Raw genomic sequence first — 16,482 nt, forward strand, 5'->3', positions numbered from 1 at the left:
CATCTTCCAGAAGAGGTCAGGCGATGAAGCTCCAGGTCTCGGTGTGCGCGGGCGTCATGGCGGCGGCGATGTCGTTCCCGGTGGGGGCCGAGCAGCCGGCGGCCGAGGTGGCACGGGCCCCGGTGGTGGAGGTCTCCCAGCCGGTGTCCGCGCGGGACGTGCACATTCCGTTCAGCATCTCGCTGCTGCCGGGCATCAGCACCAACGGTTTCGAGAGTGGCCGGGTGGTGAACAACCTCTCGGTGGGGGTGCTGGCGACGCATGCGGGGCGGGTGGACGGCATCGCCATGGCGATGGTGGGCAACTGGGTGGACCGGGAGCTGCGCGGGGTGCAGTGGGCGATGGGGGCCAACTACGCCGGGCAGGTGCAGGGCACGCAGATGGCGCTGGGCGTGAACGTGGCGGGGGGCTCGCTGAAGGGCTGGCAGACGGCGGTGGGGGTGAACGTGGCGGCGGGGGAGCTGGTGGGGGCGCAGTTCGCCGTGGGGGTGAACGTGGCGGCGGGGACGTCCTGGGGCATGCAGGCGGCCACGGGGCTCAACCTCGCCGAGGAGCTGCGGGGCGTGCAGTTCTCCTCGGGGCTCAACATCGCGAGCAACCTGCGGGGTGCCCAGTTCTCGCTGTTGAACGTGGGTGGTGAGGTGAGTGGCGCGCAGGTGGGACTCGTCAACGTGGGCCAGAAGGTGAAGGGCCTGCAACTGGGCCTCATCAACGTGGCGGGCGAGGCGGACAGCTCGATTGGCCTGCTGAGCTTCGTGGGCAATGGCCAGCAGCACGTGCAGGCGTGGGGCAGCGAGATGGCCATGACGAACGTGGCGTTGAAGCTGGGGGGGCGGCACATGCACACGCTGTTCACGGTGGGCCTGCGGCCGGAGCGCGAGGGCCGGCACCGCCTGTGGTCGGCGGGCCTGGGGCTGGGAGGCCACATTCCGGTGGGTCCCTTCTTCGTGGACGTGGACGCACTGGCCCACTCGCTGCACACGGGCGGTTTCGTCGAGCCCACCGGGCACCTGTTGGCGCAGCTGCGGCTGGTGGCGGGCTGGCAGCCGTACCGTCACTTCGCCCTCTTCGGAGGCCTGACGGCGAACACGCTCGTGTCCTTCGTGGACGAGGAGTTGCAGGGCGTGGACCGCTTCGGGCTGGGCGCGGTCTACGATTCGGAGCGGGTGCGGGTGCGGACGTGGCCGGGTCTCATCGCGGGCATCCAGATCTGAGCCAATATCCCCTCGCCCCCCGGGAGAGGGACGGGGTGAGGGTGCCTGTCCCGGTGCTCCCCACCGTGAGGAAGGAAGCGAGCCCCGGGTTGGACCGCCGCTCCAGGACCGTGCTCTCGAGGAGGGGGGTTCCCACGGGGAGAACCGTCCCCAGGTTCCAGGTGCGTGCCCGGCACGGGACGATCAGTTGGTGTCCGGTGCGGGACGGGGTGGGTACCGGATGGTGGGTGTGGGGCAGGCGAACCCGTGCCGGACGCGCTCCTCTTCGAGAGCCAGGCCAAGAGCCCAGGGTGAGAAGGTTCCATGCGAGCCATGGTGCTGCATGCGCCGGGTGAGCCGTTGCGGCTGGAGGAGCGGCCCATCCCGGAGCCGGGTCCCGAGCAACTGCTGTTGAAGGTGCACGCGTGCGCGGTATGCCGCACGGATCTGCACGTGACGGACGGGGAGCTGACGAGGCCGAAGCTGCCGCTGGTGTTGGGGCACGAAATCATCGGCACGGTGGTGAAGGCGGGCGAGCGGGCGGACATCATCTCGCCGGGGACGCGGGTGGGGGTGCCGTGGCTGGGGTGGAGTGACGGCACGTGCCGCTACTGCCTCACGGGCCGGGAGAACCTCTGCGACAACGCGCGCTTCACCGGCTATCAGCTCGACGGCGGTTACGCGGACTACACCGTGGCGGATCACCGCTTCTGTTTCCCCATTCCATCGGGTTACCCACCGTTGCAGGCGGCGCCGCTGTTGTGCGCGGGGCTCATCGGCTACCGCTGCCTGCGCATGGCGGGGGACGCCGAGCGGCTGGGGCTGTATGGCTTTGGCGCGGCGGCGCACGTGCTCATCCAGGTGGCGAGGTACCAGGGGCGGAGGGTGTTCGGCTTCACGAGGCCGGGAGACGTGGCCGCTCAGGACTTCGCGCTGCGACTGGGGGCCGAGTGGGCGGGGGACTCGGACGTGCTGCCTCCCGAGTCACTGGACGCGGCCATCCTCTTCGCGCCGGTGGGGCGCCTGGTGCCCGCGGCGCTGGCCGCCGTGGTGAAGGGCGGCACGGTGGTGTGCGGGGGCATCCACATGAGTGACATCCCCGCGTTCCCGTACGCACTGCTGTGGGGCGAGCGCATCGTGCGCTCGGTGGCGAACCTCACGAGGCAGGACGGGTTGGACTTCCTCGCGCTGGCCCCGAGGGTGCCGGTGCACACGGAGGTGCAGCCGTTCCCACTGGAGGCCGCCAACGAGGCGCTGGCGGCGCTCCGGGAAGGACGTGTGCGAGGCGCGGCGGTGCTGGAGATGGGGTCAGAAGGCGGTGCCGTTCACCCGCAGGCCCGGTGAGGCGCTCCGGCTCGAGAGGCTCGTGTGGAGCACGAAGCCGCCGGTGGCGCTCGCATCGGGGCTGCGGTTCATGGACACGCCATCCTGGCTGGCCAGGCTGCTCGTGTAGCTGAACGAGTCGATGGTGGCCGCGCCCTGGGCGGTGGACGTCTTCACCCGCACCGTGTCGCTGCTGTTGTTGAGGCTGAGCGTGCTGGTGGAGGCCACCACCGCGTTGGGCGTCCCCGAGGGAATTCCGGTGGCCCCGCCGAACACCACGATGGCCTGGCCCGCGGCGAGCACCGTCCCCGTGGCGAAGGTGTGCCGCACCGAGGTGGCATCCGAGAGCGTCCATCCGCTGATGTCGATGGCCGCGCCGCCCACGTTCACCAGCTCCACGAACTCACCGTCGGTGTCGCTGCCGGGTTCGTTGGCGAGCATCTCGTTGAGGATGACCCTGGCCGGCGTGGCGGAGGCGGTGATGGTGAAGGTGCCATTGCTCATGTCCGAGGTGGAGCCGAAGGCATCCGTGGCCCGCACCCGCGCCGCCGTGCTGGCCGAGTTGGGCACCACCCACGTGTAGCCGCCAGTGGACGCGGCCACGCTGCTGGCGATGACCTGCCACGTGCCGCCGTTGTTGAGCGTGTACTCGAGCTTCACGTTGGAGATGTCCTGGGACGTCCAGGTGATGGCCATGGCGCCGCCGCCGGGCTGGCTCTCGCCGCCGTTGGGGCTGGTGACGGTGATGGCCGGCGCGGGCGTGCGCTTGGAGACGCTGGCCGGCGAGGACTCGTTGCCCGCGGCGTCCACGGCCGTCACCTGGTAGCCGTAGGTGACGCCGGCCGTCAGGCCCAGGTCCACGAAGCCGGTGGTGGAGGACGTGCCCGCCAGCGAGTAGGCGCCACCGTTGATGCTCCGGTACACCCGGTAGCCCGTCACGCCCCTGTTGTCGGTGGAGGCATTCCACGACAGGGAGAGCTCCGTGGACGAGAGGGCGCTGGCCACCAGCGCGCCCGGCACGGAGGGCGCCTGGGTGTCCGGACCGGTGCCCTTGGAGACATACGAGACGCTGCGCGTGCCCTGCGTCACCACGAAGGTGTCACCCGAGGAGGAGCTCAGCTGGATGTGGCCCAGCAGCTTGTGGGTGGCGGGGTCCTCCGTCTGCCAGATGTCCGAGCCGTGCGCCGTCAGCCGCTCCAGACACTCGGGCGTGGGGTGGCCATAGGTGTTGTCGCGGCCCACGGAGATGAAGGACACGGTGGGGTTCGTCGCGTCCAGGAGCGGGTTGCCGGACGAGTTGCGCGAGCCGTGGTGGTGCACCTTGTACAGCTCGAGCTCGCCCACGCTGGCGACGATGGTGGACTCGACGTCCGGGCTGCTGGTGAGGTCTCCGCCCACGAGCGCATCGAACGCGCCGTAGGAGATCTTCACCGTCACGGATTTGGTGTTCTCGTCCGTGCTGGAGACGCCGTTGCCATTGGCGGCGACCACGGTGAGCGTCACCTGGCCGCACAGCGAGAAGCTCTGCCCGCGGTACACGGTGTTGCGCCGGCCGCTGAAGTGGCTGACGTATTCGTCATAGGCGCTCGAGTTGTACGTGCCGCCGTGGTCGTACACCGCGTCGATGGAGACGGCGTTCGTGCCCACGTCCACCTCGTCGATGCCGCCCATGTGGTCCGCGTGCATGTGCGAGACGAAGGCCATGTCGATGTTCGTCACCCCCAGCGACTTGAGGTAGGCCTTGATGGTGGTGCCCGAGCCGGTGGGGCCTCCGTCGAACAGCGCCACGCACCCGCCGGGCGCGATGAGCACCGCCGCGTCACCCTGGCCGATATCCAGTGTGGTGAAGCGCAGGCCCTGCGACCAGGCGAGCGTGGGCAGCAGGGTGAGCAGCAAGAGGGGACGCAGCAGGGACCACGGACGGGTGAGCATGGGCTCGCCTCCAGGCGTGAAGGGCTTGCCCTCGTGGCTATCTCATTCCCCGAGAATTCAGCAAGGCGGTAGGTTTCGATATCTCCAGAATTCCTCGCGGGGTGCGTCCCGAGGCGCACCGGGCGGGGGAGCGGCGCGTTGTCTGGAAGGCCGTTCCTCGCTTGGGACGTAGGGGTGGGAGGCGCAGCCTTGTCCCCGGGGACGTTGCCAGGCCGAGCGCCCCGGGAGACTTCATGCTCACGCCCTTGCAGGACAGACGCTTCTTCGCCGGCTACCGGGACGAGGAGACGCCGCTTGGCTCCTATGCGCTCCTGATGGGGACGTATGGCACCGTGCTGGGGGGATTTCTCGGCTGGCGCCATGGGCGGGCGTTGCCGGTGCGGCTGACGTTGCGCGATGCGTTGCTGCTGGGCGTGGCCACCCACAAGCTCTCACGGTGTCCTGCACCTTCTGCCTGGGGCCGTGGGTGGCGGGGGCACTCGTCTGCGCGCACGCGGTGCGCCCGCGCGAGACGCGGCTCGTCGCGTCCATCTTCGCCCTCACGGCTGTTTCCGACTTCCTCCACCGGGCCTACGAGTGGGTGGGTGAGGGGCTGAAGCGCACCCGCCGGAGCGCCCGGGCGATGGAGGTGTCCGAGGGGCCCATGGCGCCGGGTCCGTCCCAGGACTCCCGCGAGTCCTGGGTGACGATGCCTTGAGGCGGATTCATTCCCGGGGCTCTTCGTCCTTGCGCGCGGGAGCCTCGTCATTGGGAGAGAGCCGCGCCACCTGCTGCTGGCTCTCGGACCAGGAGTCCTCCGCGTCGTGGGCATGCACCTCGGCGGCGGCTTCATCGTCCTGCTTGCTTGCCCAGGTGGTGTGGCCACCGGCATAGCCCTCGAGCGGACGCGGGCCGCGGTTCGACTCCACCTCCAGGTCCTTCGCCTCCAGCTCGCGCAACCGCATCCGCTCCAGCTCGCGCTCGCGCTGGTGCAGCTTGTCCAAGGGATCGTTCGCCATTGGAATCTCCTTTGTCCGAAGGTGCGAACGGTGCCCGCCGGTTTCAGCGGGCCAGGGCGGGAGGCATGTGCCTCGTGTGTCCGGCCGCCGGGTGGGGAGACAGGAGCCTTGCGAGGGTGGGGCTTCCCCCGGAAGCTGCGCGCCATGAAGACGGTCCACTGCGCGTGTGTCGTGTTGTTGCTGTGGGGAGCGGTCCTCGCGGGATGCGGTGCCGCCCGGGTCAACGTGCCTCCGCCCACCGGGGACGAGGTGACGATCCTGGTCCCCGGCTACCGGGGCAGCTTCCTCGTCACGGAGGGCCCCGAGCCCGAGCGGGCGTGGCTCACGGTGGGGCAGGCGCTCTCGAGGGGAGAGCGCACGCTCGCGCTGCCGTTTCCCGGCCAGCGGCCGGTGCCGGGCTATGGGCCGCTGCGGCCGGACGGTCCGATGACGCGGCTCTCGGCGTTCTTCGTGTCGGTGGATGCGTATGGCTCGTTCATGGAGTTCGGGAAGGAGCACCTGCCGGGCTTCGTGCCGTTCTCGTATGACTGGAGGAAGGACATCCGGGAGAGCGCGGGGGCGCTGTGCGAGCGCATCGAGCAACTGGTGGAGGAAGGGGGAGGGAAGCGGAAGGTGAACATCGTGGCGCACAGCATGGGGGGGCTGGTGACGATGCACTGCCTGCTGCACGGTGGCGCGCGAGCGGGTGGGGGCGCTTGGTCCGGGGCCGGGCACGTGAAGCGGGTGGTCATCATCGGCACGCCGTTCACGGGAGGACCGGGGCTTTTCGATGACTTGCAGGTGGGCACGGAGACGTTGCGCAACCGGGCCCTGCTGGCGCGCGAGGCGCTGTTCACCTTCGCGTCCGCCTTCCAATTGCTGTCCACGCGCAGCGACTTCTTCGTGGATGCGGGGGGGAAACCCATCGAGCTGGATGCCTTTGATGCGGCCGTCTGGTTGAGGGAGGGTTGGGGGCCGTTCGCGGACGCGACGCTGCGGGAGGACGAGGCGTACCGTGCGCAGTTGGTGCGGATGTTGGAGGCGCACCGGGAGTTGCACGAGGCACTCGGGCCGAGGCCGGGGCTGCCGGCGGCTCCATTCGAGACGCTGGTGGTGGTGGGGACGGGGAGGCCGACGGTGAGCGGGATGCGGCTGGTGGACGGGAAGCTGGACGTGAAGAACCCACCGCGAGCGGATGGAGATGGCTCGGTGTTGTCGGCGCGGGCGGTGCCGGTGTTGCCGCTGGTGTACCAGCGAGTGGACAGCCCGGCGGAGCACGTGGCGCTCATGTCCGACCGAGAGGTGCTCCACGCGGTGGAGCGCTTCCTGCGCGGAGAGACGGTGGGACCGGTCCACCAGCCGTAGTGGAGGTCAGGAGCGGTGGCGCTCGGCGACGCGGTAGAGCTGGGTGAGGGAGGAGTCGAGGAGGGACTGACGCGAGCGCATGTAGCGCCAGGCGCGGACGAAGGGGAGCCAGACGCGGTGGCCCACGCGGACCTGGGACTCCTCGAGCTTCTGGCGAGGAATCCACTGGCCGCCCAGGTGGCGCACGAGCACCTGGCCCAGGTAGGCGCCGATGGCGGGCACCGCGTGCTCGTCGATGTGGTGGCGCTCGAAGACGGTGGGGAAGTCCTGGTGCCAGAACTGGTAGTCGACCTCGGTGAGGGACAGGGGAGTCTCATCGAAGACGGAGGGCACCTGGGTGTGCAGTAGCGCGACGAGGTGCTCGGCGAGGTCGCCGTAATGCCCGAGGGCCCGCTGGGGGTCCGCCACGTCGGAGGGGAGGGCGGCGGAGGAGGGGAGCCACTCATCGGGCTCGGGGGGCTGGTAGTGGTTGAACTCGGAGATGAGGCGCTGGCGCTCGTGGAGGGCGCGGTCATCCACCACGCGAGAGAGGAGCGGGGCGACGTCGGGGTGGAAGCGGGGCTCGACGGGAGCGAGCGTGGCGCTGCGCTCGCGCAGGGTGCGCAGGAGGGTGGAGAAGTCGAGGTCTGGCCGGAGGTGGGCGTGGGCGCGGGCCTGGGCGAGGCGGGCCGCGTCGCTGGCGAAGTCGGCGGCGGTGGGCCAGGTGACGAGGAGGACGGAGCCGTTGGGCAACTCCTCCACCCGGTGAGCCGGAGTGGAGAGCATGCGCTCGCGGCCGACCGTCTCCACCAGCCTGGTGCCGAAGACGTTGAGCCAGAACACCTCGTAGATTTTGTCGAAGCCGTCCCTTCGCGAAGTCTTCTCATCGCGGCCGAAGTCTGGAGCGCCCGCCAGTTCCTCATCCGCAATGCTATGGGCCGAGGCATGGGAGACCGGGTAGCGGGAGGCCCAGGCGCGCACCATCTCCACGAATTGGCGGCAGCGCTCCGCCTCCGCGAAAAAAGAGAGCGGCCTCACCTGAATGGGGATGTCCAATTGGGGAGAAAGCGGCGGGAACCAGAGCCGCAGCGTCATGTCCAACGCGGGCCACTTCGTCCGGTAGAGCCCGATGTGGGTGTACCTTTCCTGGCGCTCCTCTTCCAGGGCCTTCCAGATGGCAGCGCGGGCGTATTTGCGTTGTCGCTTGCCTTCGACAACGTCCGGCATCCACTCGCCCGCGTGCATCTCGAGCGCTTGGAGAAAGGGCTCCAACTCATCTTCCAGCGCTGCCCGTGGGTCAAAAGCACCATTGAAGTCGAGCTGGAGGCTGTCCTCCTCCTTCAAGTCCCGTAACTTCAGCCGCTTCATTGGAACGACACCTCCACTCCCGGAACCGCGTTTTCGGTTTTGTTCACGGCTCTTTTCGATTCGGCTGCATTCTTGGGTTTGAGGGAGCCGCCCTCGTAGATGAGGCGAAGCCTTGGAACTGGTACCTTGCTGCCTTCGCGGAGATGGAGTTGGAGGGAGGGCCGGCGGATGTCCAGCGTCCCGCCGTAGTACCGCAGGGCTTCTCTGGCGTCCGCAATCATCTGCGCCGTAAAAGCCTTTTCATCCAACAGGCTGAAGTCCCGGCTCTTGAAGCTGAACGTTTCCACGCGCGGCGGTGTGCCAGCGAGCGCGCTTTCTTCGATGACGAGCACATCGGCGAAGCGCAGGCCGCTCTCCAGTGTCCTCACGCCCACATAGGTCTCGATGCGGGGCTGGAGGAAGTCCCCCAGGAAGCGGCGCTCCGCCCGGGGCCGCTGCGCGTCGATGCGCAGCATTTCCACCATGATGCGCTCGAAAGCCAGCCCCCGGGCGAACCATCCCCGCATCCGCTCATAGCCGGCCCAGGCCAGGGGCGGTTTCACCGCCGTCCCTTGTCTCATCTCCCCGAGGCGCTTCTCGTAGTAGGTGACGTACTCACTCCAGCGCGGGTTGCTCTGTGCGCCGGGCGGCGGGGCCTCGAGGACAGGGCGCTGCTTCTCCAGCAACTCGACGTTTCCGGGGAGGCGTGGGCTCGATGACTCGAGCTCCACCCGCAGCCATTTGGCTTCCACCACTTCCGGGGTGAGGCCCGCCTGCTCGTCCACCAGCGAGGACAGGCTGGTCTGGTGCCTGGCGGCAGGGGTTGTCTTCGGGGTGGAACGTGCTGTGTCGTCCGCCAGGGAAGTCACTTCGCCGGGACCCTTGCCCGCACCACCCCTCGCCTCAGTGGGACTCGCGCGCTCGGGTCTGCGTTGGGACAACCAGGCTTGTGCCCTGGCGACATTCCCCCGCGCCTCGCGCAGGGCCAGGGCGGCGTCCACGCCTCCCACTGCCACGAGTTGACCCGCCTCGCGGCTGGAGCGGATGTCCCTGGCCAGTTCCCGCAGGCCGTCCACGCCCAGTGTCTCTTCCAACTGCCGTGCCATCTCCTGGAGAGCGCGCATGCGCTGCTCGGGCGGCGGGAGTCCTCGCGGGAGTCCCGTTCCACCGCGAGCCTGGGACAGGGCACGCAGGCCCTTGCCTCCCGCGTACAGGGCCACCAGCAGCGTCGCGGGTGCCAGCTCCCGTGAGGCCTGCTCGTACTGGCCCTGGGAGAGTGTGTAGGCGCCGTGGCCCGTGCCGGCCACCAGGTGGAAGAAGCCCAGAGGCACGCCAAAGGTCAGCGAGTCGAAGGTGCCCACCACCACGTGGCCCGGGGCGAAGTGTCGCTGCCGCAGGGCCTGGTTTACTTCGTCGAAGGCCCGCTGGTAGGGCGGAGGAAGCTGCCCCCTCATCATGTGCAGCCGCGTGTACCGGGCGTTCCCGCTCGTCTCGCTGCTGGAGAGGGCGTCCCGGGCAGCGCGGCCGAGGCCCCGAAGGATGTCGCTGGCCTGCTCGGCCCGGTCAGGGAAGTGGGGGAGCGGCAGGCCCCGGGCCTCCAACTCCTCGCGCACCGCTGGCATGAGGCCCAGCGTCTGTCCCAACTGCTTGTCCCCGGCCAGCAGCCGCAGCATCTCCCGCACCTCGTCGTCGTGGGCCGAATGCAGGACGAAGAGGGCGAACACCTCGGCGTACGCGAGGCCGTACAACTCGGTGGTGGTGAGGAGGAAGGCGACGCGTTTGCGCTGCAGGAGGGGCACGGCATCCTCTCGCACGGGCCCCAGGGCGCCGAGCCTTACAGCGCCCCAATCCTCCAACGCCTCCAGCAGTCGGGGCATGTCCACCCGTTGCTGTACCTGGAGGAATTCCGCGGGGGAGCACCCCCACAAGGGCGCCAGCAACTCCTCGTCGCTAGAGGCCAGGTCGGGCCAGCCCGGTGGCAGGGCCATGCCCGCGCAAGAGAGCGGGGCCGGCGCGAAAGCCTGTGCCACGCCTTCCCAGAGATGCTCCTCCCAAGGCGCGTTCGCGGACTCTCCGGGGAAGCCACCCGCGCTTCCCTCGGTTTCGGCCAGTACCGGAGTGGTGGCTGGCCGCCGGGAAGCGGAGCGTGAGTGGAGGCCGAAGCCGCTCGTCAGACTCCCTCGCGGGTGGCCCGTGCCGCAGCCAGCGAGCAGCACCAACATGGCCAGCGCCAGGACAACCGGGCCCACGGGCCGCGCGGGGAACATCCACGGCACTCCCACGCTCACGTTGGGGCTCGACCGTGTGCCCGTCGGGTATGGGTCAACACGATGAGTGGACATGCCGCTCCTCACCGCCCCGTCATGGGGCTACCAGACGAGCCGCGGCCCCTCCGTGCGGAGCCGCTCCCGTCTCGCTTCGTAATCCGGAAGCAACCGCCCCAGCGCCGCCCAGAACTCCCTCCCATGATCATCATGGGTGAGATGGACGATTTCGTGGGCCACGACGTAATCCACCAACCGCATCGGCGCCTGGATGATGCGCCAGTTGAAGCGCACTACTCCGGCACCGCAGCTCCCCCAGCGCTTCTCCTGCTCGCGGACGAGCACCCGGGGCTCGGGGACACCGGCCCTCCGTGCCCACCACATCACCCGCTCGGTCAGCCGTTCCCGGGCGTGTGCCCGGTACCACTCGGAGAGGGCTTCCCGGACTGCTCCCGTCCGCGCCTCCCCGGTGAGGGCTCCGGGGACTCCCACTCGCAGCCGGCCACGCTCGAGCCGGACCTCCGGGGCCGCACCGCCACGGCGGACCTCCAGCCGGTATTGCCTCCCCAGGTAGAGGAAGGTCTCTCCCCCGACGAACTCTCGGGGGCTCGGTCTTGGCTCGGCGGGTCGCACGAGGCGCAGGCGTGAGGTGATCCACTTCGCCTTGGCCTGGACCACCGCATCGAGCCGCTCGACCGGGGTGTCCCGAGGAGCGGTGAGGATGATCCGCCCCGGCGGTGCGACGCTCAGTGCCACGGTCCGGCGCCGGGTGCTCCTGCGGATGCCATAGGGAATCCGTGTGGTCCCCCACTGCACCTCCGAGCGCTCCTCCACTCCGCTCACCGTTTCCTCCTGGCCCGTGCGAGGTCCATGATTCTCGCCGTCGCCGCCTCCACCTTGGCGGGATCTCCGAACCGGGCGGCCCGGAGCCGCTTCTTGATGCTCTGGCGCATCTCCCGCTGCACGTCCTCCTTGGTGGCCCAGTCGATGATGTCGGTGCTCGGGTCGATGGCCTCCTGGATGATGGACGCCAGCTCCTTCCGGGACTCGTCGTAGACGATGTCCGGCTCCCCGGCCTGGGGAAGAGGGCCTTCCTCCAACACGCCATAGATGGCGAACGCGAACTCGCTCAGGCCGATCTTCTGGGCGGCACCTTGCTCGTCGCGCGCCTCGGCGCGCAAGCCCTGGAGGAGCTCCAGCTGCCGTGCATCGTCGATGCGCTGGAGCTTCCGGTCCGCGATGATCTGCTCCAGCCGCTCGCGCAGGGACGTGTAGAAGGCCGGGGTCTCCTCCAGCCTGACGTGGATTTCATGCCGGAGGGCGTGCTCCATCTCGCTGGCCCTCGCCTCGGGCGTCTTCAGCGCCTCGAGCTTCTCCTCGAACTCCCTGCCGAAGAGGGAGACTTCCTTCACGAGGATTTGAATGCCCTCGGCGGTGACGGACTCCTCGATGAGCTGGCGCACCTTCGCGCCGCAGTCACCCAGGTCCAGGCTCCTGTCGCGGAAGCGGGCCCTGGCGGCGGCGCGAATCTTCCCGAGCCAGCGCAGGTCATCCACGTAGGGCAGCGCCCGCGGGTCGGGCAGGAGCATGTCGAGCGACTCGGAGAACGCCCGGAAGGCCTGGTCGAACGTGGCGCGGACGTCCTCGGGCTCCAGGAGGGAGACGCACGCTTGGAAGTACGATGTGAATGAGAGATGCCGGAGGTAATCGATGTTCAGTGATGACTTGGGACGAAGGCTGACGTACTCGTTTGAGACGATGGAACCGGAGAGCTCCTTTGGGACGACACCGCAGGCTCCGTGGATGATTTGTCGTTTGGAAATGAGGAAATCATCCGTCTCGATTCGGAATTGGCTCTTTACCCTGATGTCACGGCCACGCAGCCTCTCTCTGGGGGCGATACCACCCCGGCTGCGCTTCGCATTGACCAACTGATATTCTTTGTCGTCATCGAGGACAACGGGGCGTTCCACTACGTCCAGGAGTTCACCAAAGGCGAATCGTTGCCAGCCTTCGGGGGCGGGCGGTTCAACCGGTGCGCCCGGATCTACGCTCGGTGGATACTGATTAGAACGGGCCATAACCGAGTTCCTTCAGCGTCGAAGTGAGGCGCGCTTCGGCGTCGTTTCGAGCGCGCTGGATTTCGGCGAGCTTCCGAATCGCGGCCCCGACGTCCTCTTGCTGCCTCTCTGTTCCAAGGTCCACATACCGCGAGATATTCAGGTTCCAGTCGTTGGCCTCGATCTCTTCGAGAGTCACTGCTCGGGAAAGACGAGATTGGTCCTTGAACTCCCTGACGCACCGAACGAGTGTGGCTATGTTCTCGTCGGACATGGTGTTCTGCTGGGTGGTGCCCGGAATCATCTGGTCTGCACCATGAACGAACAGGACCTTCCGCTTGCGTTCAGGTGCTTTCTGCCGATTGAGCACGAGAACCGCTGCCGGGATGCCCGTGCCATAGAACAAGTTGGGGGCCAACCCAATGACCGCCTCGATGAGATCATCCTTGAGGAAGCCCTTCCGAATCTCGGCCTCGCTGCCGCCCCGGAAGAGCACACCGTGCGGCATGACAACTCCAAGCTGCCCCTGGTTATTGAGGGTGGCGACCATGTGCTGAAGGAAGGCGAGGTCACCCTTGGTCTTGGGCGGGATGCCGAAGCGGAACCGTCCGTGCGCGTCGGCCTCGGCCACCTCGTAACCCCACTCGTCCAGTGAGAAGGGCGGATTGGCAATCACGCGGTCGTAGAGGATGAGGCCGCCGTCCTGCAGGAGTTTCGGGTCGCGGATGGTGTCGCCCTTCTCGATGCGAGGGTCGGGCAGGCCATGGAGCAGCAGGTTCATTTTGCAGATGGCCCACGTCCCGAGGTTCTTCTCCTGTCCGTGCAGTGTCAGGTTCCGCGGATCGCCGTCGTGGCGCTCCACGTATTTGGCGCACTCGATCAACATGCCGCCCGAGCCGCACGTCGGGTCCGAGATGCGCATCCCCTCGCGGGGCTGGAGCAGCTCCACGATGAGCTGGACGACCTTCCGGGGCGTGTAGAACTCGCCGCCCTTCTTGCCGGCATCGTCCGCGAACTTCTCGATGAGGTACTCGTAGGCGCGCCCGAGCATGTCGGGCTCGGACAGCGACGCATTGCGCAGGGACAGCTTCGAGAAGTGCTGCACCAGCTTGGAGAGCACCGTGTCCCGGTTCTTCCCATCCCCCAGCTTGCGCTCGTCGTTGAAATCGATGCCCGCGAGGATGCCATCCAGGCTGCTGTTCTCGTTCTCCAACGCATCGCACGCCTTGCCGAGCGCCTCGCCGATGTTCGTGGAGACCTTCTGGATTTCGCTCCACCGGGCGCGCTTGGGAACGAAGAAGCGGTGGGAGTCTCGGTCCTCCCACGCCACGTCGGCGGGCTCGCCCTGGGCGAGGAGCTTCTCGGCCTCCTCCTCGAACACATCCGACAGGCGTTTGAGGAAGAGCATCCCGAAGATGTAGTTCTTGTAATCGGACGAGTCGATGGAGCCCCGGAGGATGTCGGCGGCGCTCCAGAGATGGCGCTCGAGCTGCTCCACGGAGAGCTTCGGGGTGGAGGGCAGCTCCAGGGAGGTCTGCTCCGGGGCCGCGGGCTTGCGGCCGGGCTTGGGAGCGGCGGGAGCGGGCGAGGCCCCGTTGTCCCCGGCGCCGAGGATGCGCCGCACGAGCACGTCCTTCTCTTTCCCGCCGCGGTCCAGCTCGAGGGCGTCGCAGATGGACTGGAGCTCCTCGCGCTTGAGGCCGGCGAGCAGCGCGGCGAAGTCCACGGAGCGCGAGCGGACGAGGGCATCGGCGTGGTGCTCGGGGACGCGGCGGTCGGCCACGTCGAGGCCGTAGTGCTGCGTGAGCTCTTTGAGGCGGGCCCGCCCGAGCTGCAAGAGGGCCAGACGGCGCTTCGCTGGAGATAGACCGGTGTTGCCCAAGAACTTCCTCCCCAACAGGTGCGGTCACGAATGACCGGAGTGCTGGGGTGTCTAGCATGAGAGAAGGCTCCCAAGCCGGAGCTTCACGGTGAGTGCAGCCCGGGGGGCGCGGTGGTGAGACGCCGGGGTCGGGCCCGGGCCGGTCTGGCAGCCCGTCTTCGAAGTGCGGGACACTGGCCGCCATGTGCAATGGCTGGAGGAGCCGGACATGAAGCCGAGAGTCACGTACGTCTTCTGCGTGTGGATGCTGGTGGCGCTGGTGCTCCAGGCGGGAGCGGCGGGAGCCGAGGCGGGGCCGCCGGTGTTGGAGCCGGTGGGAGTGAGCGGGTACCAGGGGGAAGAGGGGCAGGGGCTGAGGCTGACCTTCAAGAGGTTGGAGCCCAACCCGCAGATGGCGCGGTGGAAGGTGGAAGAGGCGAGGGCGGTGGTGGAGGCGCTGGAGGGAGAATTCAAGGAGGCGAGGGCGAGGCCCGGGCCGAGGCTGCTGCCGGAGGCGCACACGAGGACGATGGCGGGACTGGTGCCACCACCGGACACCAAACCCTCGGCGTTGGAGCGGCGAGTGCGCGAGGAGTACGAGGCGCTGTTGGGCGCGCCCCCGGTGGGGTTGCCGGGGTCGCTGGAGAGTGCCAGGTGGTTCCAGGCGCTGAAGCGCTCGCCGCGCTACATGGGGGAGGGAGTCCGCGAGGCGGCGCTGGAGCTGTTCAGCTCGCCGGCGGTGGTGCTGTCGGTGGGGACGAGCCTGGTGCTGTACATGTTGGCGTGGGCTGCACCGGAGCCAGTGTTGAGCAAGGCGTTGGTGGGAGCAGTCACGGTGGCACTGCTGCTGACGTACAGCGCGGCGGAGCTCTACAACGTGGGGCAGGCGTGCCTGAGGCTGTACCGGGAGGCGGAAGGGGCGAGGACGAGGGAGGAGTTGGAGGCGGTGGCCGAGCGGTTCGGCAAGGCGCTGGGAGGAGTGGGGCTGAGGGTGCTGGTGACGGTGGCGGGGGCGAAGCTGGCGCGAGGATTGCCGGAGATGCCGAAGGGAGGGCTGTGGGCGAGTCTGTCACCGCCGCGCTTCGCCATGGCGGGAGGCGGGGCGGGGGGAAGCGTGAGGGTAGGGGCGGGGACGAGGGCGCAGGTGAATGTGGCGAACGGGACGGTGGTGTTGATGGGGGTGACGGGGAGCACGGCGGCCGGCGCGGTGGCGTCGGCGGTGTCCACCGTGCGGACAATGGGGGCGTGTGCGGAGTCCAAGCAGGACGGGCACCACCGCCACCACCTGTGCACCAACAAGAATGACATCTCGGAGAACAATGGTGGCCCCTGGACGCCGGATTTCGAGGAACTCTTCGCACGGGCCGGGATGAGCCTGGAGGACCCGGCGAACATCGTCTACCTGCGAGACCACAAGGGGCCCCATCCCGAGGCGTACCATGGCGAAGTCTTCAAGCGGCTGGAGGATGCGCTCTTGGATTGCCGGCCCCGGGCCGATTGTCGAGCGAAGCTCGTCAGCGCGCTTGACGAGATTGCGCGGGATGTCTGCATGCCGGGCTCTCCACTCAACAAGCTTGTCACGAGGAAGCCATGACCGCGCTGATGAAGTATTATGAAATATACGACAATAAATACATCCCGGGGCGTTGGCACTTGAGGATGCCTCTTTATGACGAGGGGGGTGGTGAGGACGATTTCTTTGACGTCTGGCAGTTCAAGGAAGGGCGGGCCCTGAATATCGAGAGACCGGTCCGCTTGTCTGTGAAGCCATCGGGGGGCGCGCTCGATTTCAGTCATGCGATGGGGATTCCCATTGTCCACCGGCGGGTGGTCTCGCTCTTCGAGCGTCTGGGGCTCCAGCGCGAGGTGCAATTCATCCCTGCGCAAGTGGAGGGACAGACGGAGCCCTGGTTCATCCTCAACGCGCTGCAGGTCATCCGATGCATCGACGATGCCCGGAGCGAGGAGGTATTCTATTGGCAGCCGGAGGACAACCGTCCGGAGAAGTTGGGCGGATACAAGAACGTGCGAGGGCTGAGAGTGGACCCGGAGAAGATAGGAGGTGCCCACATCCTCCGTCCCTGGGGCTGGAAGGTCGTCCTCATCGTCTCCGAGTACGTCAAGACGGCCATGGAGGCCGAGGGCATCACCGGCATCAAGTTCATCGAGGTCTGACGGAAC

13 protein-coding genes are annotated in these 16,482 nt (G+C 68.0%); 6 read left to right on the top strand and 7 right to left on the bottom strand.

What is annotated here, in order from left to right; translation table 11 throughout:
* Nucleotides 1–23 precede the first annotated feature (23 nt).
* Both Q664_RS23565 and Q664_RS23570 read left to right on the top strand, forming a co-directional pair.
* Nucleotides 24–1,214, top strand: a complete 1,191-nt coding sequence (locus Q664_RS23565; protein WP_043399839.1) for a hypothetical protein — start codon at nucleotides 24–26, stop codon at nucleotides 1,212–1,214.
* 303 nt (nucleotides 1,215–1,517) lie between these two features.
* On the top strand, nucleotides 1,518–2,537 hold the full coding sequence (locus Q664_RS23570; RefSeq protein WP_043399842.1) for a zinc-dependent alcohol dehydrogenase family protein: 1,020 nt from the start codon (nucleotides 1,518–1,520) through the stop codon (nucleotides 2,535–2,537).
* On the opposite strand, the gene Q664_RS52535 is transcribed toward Q664_RS23570, so the two are convergent.
* On the bottom strand, nucleotides 2,502–4,448 hold the full coding sequence (locus tag Q664_RS52535; protein ID WP_052518561.1) for a lamin tail domain-containing protein: 1,947 nt from the start codon (nucleotides 4,446–4,448) through the stop codon (nucleotides 2,502–2,504). The two genes, Q664_RS23570 and Q664_RS52535, sit on opposite strands and share 36 nt — an antisense overlap.
* Nucleotides 4,449–4,884: 436 nt before the next feature.
* Between Q664_RS52535 and Q664_RS60095 the strand changes: the two genes are divergently transcribed.
* Nucleotides 4,885–5,145 (top strand): DUF1360 domain-containing protein, encoded by a 261-nt coding sequence (locus tag Q664_RS60095; protein WP_043399845.1) that lies wholly within the window; start codon nucleotides 4,885–4,887, stop codon nucleotides 5,143–5,145.
* A gap of 7 nt (nucleotides 5,146–5,152) precedes the next feature.
* Here Q664_RS60095 and Q664_RS23585 read toward each other — a convergent pair whose 3' ends face one another.
* A complete protein-coding gene (locus Q664_RS23585) occupies nucleotides 5,153–5,446 on the bottom strand; it encodes a hypothetical protein (RefSeq protein WP_043399849.1) in 294 nt (97 codons plus the stop codon).
* Between the two features lie 144 nt (nucleotides 5,447–5,590).
* Between Q664_RS23585 and Q664_RS23590 the strand changes: the two genes are divergently transcribed.
* The gene (locus Q664_RS23590; RefSeq protein WP_043399897.1) at nucleotides 5,591–6,790 is read left to right on the top strand and encodes a lipase family alpha/beta hydrolase; all 1,200 of its coding nucleotides are present in this window, start codon (nucleotides 5,591–5,593) and stop codon (nucleotides 6,788–6,790) included.
* A gap of 6 nt (nucleotides 6,791–6,796) precedes the next feature.
* Here the strand turns inward: Q664_RS23590 and Q664_RS23595 are convergent, their stop codons facing one another.
* From Q664_RS23595 to Q664_RS23615, 5 genes are read right to left on the bottom strand one after another with little or no spacing between them, the layout of a single operon-like run.
* Nucleotides 6,797–8,137, bottom strand: a complete 1,341-nt coding sequence (locus Q664_RS23595) for a hypothetical protein (protein WP_043399851.1) — start codon at nucleotides 8,135–8,137, stop codon at nucleotides 6,797–6,799.
* Nucleotides 8,134–10,458, bottom strand: coding sequence for a hypothetical protein (locus tag Q664_RS23600; protein ID WP_235216842.1), 2,325 nt, complete (start codon nucleotides 10,456–10,458; stop codon nucleotides 8,134–8,136). Before Q664_RS23600 ends, Q664_RS23595 begins: the two co-directional genes overlap by 4 nt.
* A 27-nt stretch (nucleotides 10,459–10,485) precedes the next feature.
* Nucleotides 10,486–11,223, bottom strand: a complete 738-nt coding sequence (locus tag Q664_RS23605) for a M48 family metallopeptidase (protein WP_052518562.1) — start codon at nucleotides 11,221–11,223, stop codon at nucleotides 10,486–10,488.
* Nucleotides 11,220–12,461, bottom strand: a complete 1,242-nt coding sequence (locus Q664_RS23610) for a type I restriction enzyme endonuclease domain-containing protein (protein ID WP_084610293.1) — start codon at nucleotides 12,459–12,461, stop codon at nucleotides 11,220–11,222. Before Q664_RS23610 ends, Q664_RS23605 begins: the two co-directional genes overlap by 4 nt.
* Complete coding sequence (locus Q664_RS23615; RefSeq protein WP_235216843.1) at nucleotides 12,448–14,322, bottom strand: type I restriction-modification system subunit M; 1,875 nt, start codon at nucleotides 14,320–14,322, stop codon at nucleotides 12,448–12,450. Before Q664_RS23615 ends, Q664_RS23610 begins: the two co-directional genes overlap by 14 nt.
* Before the next feature lie 208 nt (nucleotides 14,323–14,530).
* On the opposite strand from Q664_RS23615, the gene Q664_RS52540 reads away from it, so the two are divergent.
* Together Q664_RS52540 and Q664_RS23625 are read left to right on the top strand one after the other, a co-directional pair.
* Nucleotides 14,531–15,895 carry an AHH domain-containing protein gene (locus Q664_RS52540; RefSeq protein WP_075207493.1) on the top strand — a complete coding sequence of 455 codons (1,365 nt, stop codon included), beginning with the start codon at nucleotides 14,531–14,533 and terminating at the stop codon, nucleotides 15,893–15,895.
* Between the two features lie 65 nt (nucleotides 15,896–15,960).
* A complete protein-coding gene (locus tag Q664_RS23625) occupies nucleotides 15,961–16,476 on the top strand; it encodes an imm11 family protein (RefSeq protein ID WP_052518566.1) in 516 nt (171 codons plus the stop codon).
* Nucleotides 16,477–16,482 lie beyond the last annotated feature (6 nt).

This window comes from Archangium violaceum Cb vi76, from assembly GCF_000733295.1.
In the GTDB taxonomy this organism is placed as follows: Bacteria; Myxococcota; Myxococcia; order Myxococcales; family Myxococcaceae; genus Archangium; species Archangium violaceum.

What these genes read in the sequence shown, in the direction of transcription:
- Q664_RS23565 (WP_043399839.1), top strand. Translation starts at nt 24, where the DNA reads ATGAAGCTCCAGGTCTCGGTGTGCGCGGGCGTCATGGCGGCGGCGATG.
- Q664_RS23570 (WP_043399842.1), top strand. Translation starts at nt 1,518, where the DNA reads ATGCGAGCCATGGTGCTGCATGCGCCGGGTGAGCCGTTGCGGCTGGAG.
- Q664_RS52535 (WP_052518561.1), bottom strand. Translation starts at nt 4,448, where the DNA reads ATGCTCACCCGTCCGTGGTCCCTGCTGCGTCCCCTCTTGCTGCTCACC.
- Q664_RS23585 (WP_043399849.1), bottom strand. Translation starts at nt 5,446, where the DNA reads ATGGCGAACGATCCCTTGGACAAGCTGCACCAGCGCGAGCGCGAGCTG.
- Q664_RS23610 (WP_084610293.1), bottom strand. Translation starts at nt 12,461, where the DNA reads ATGGCCCGTTCTAATCAGTATCCACCGAGCGTAGATCCGGGCGCACCG.
- Q664_RS52540 (WP_075207493.1), top strand. Translation starts at nt 14,531, where the DNA reads ATGAAGCCGAGAGTCACGTACGTCTTCTGCGTGTGGATGCTGGTGGCG.
- Q664_RS23600 (WP_235216842.1), bottom strand. Translation starts at nt 10,458, where the DNA reads ATGTCCACTCATCGTGTTGACCCATACCCGACGGGCACACGGTCGAGC.
- Q664_RS23590 (WP_043399897.1), top strand. Translation starts at nt 5,591, where the DNA reads ATGAAGACGGTCCACTGCGCGTGTGTCGTGTTGTTGCTGTGGGGAGCG.
- Q664_RS23595 (WP_043399851.1), bottom strand. Translation starts at nt 8,137, where the DNA reads ATGAAGCGGCTGAAGTTACGGGACTTGAAGGAGGAGGACAGCCTCCAG.
- Q664_RS23625 (WP_052518566.1), top strand. Translation starts at nt 15,961, where the DNA reads ATGCCTCTTTATGACGAGGGGGGTGGTGAGGACGATTTCTTTGACGTC.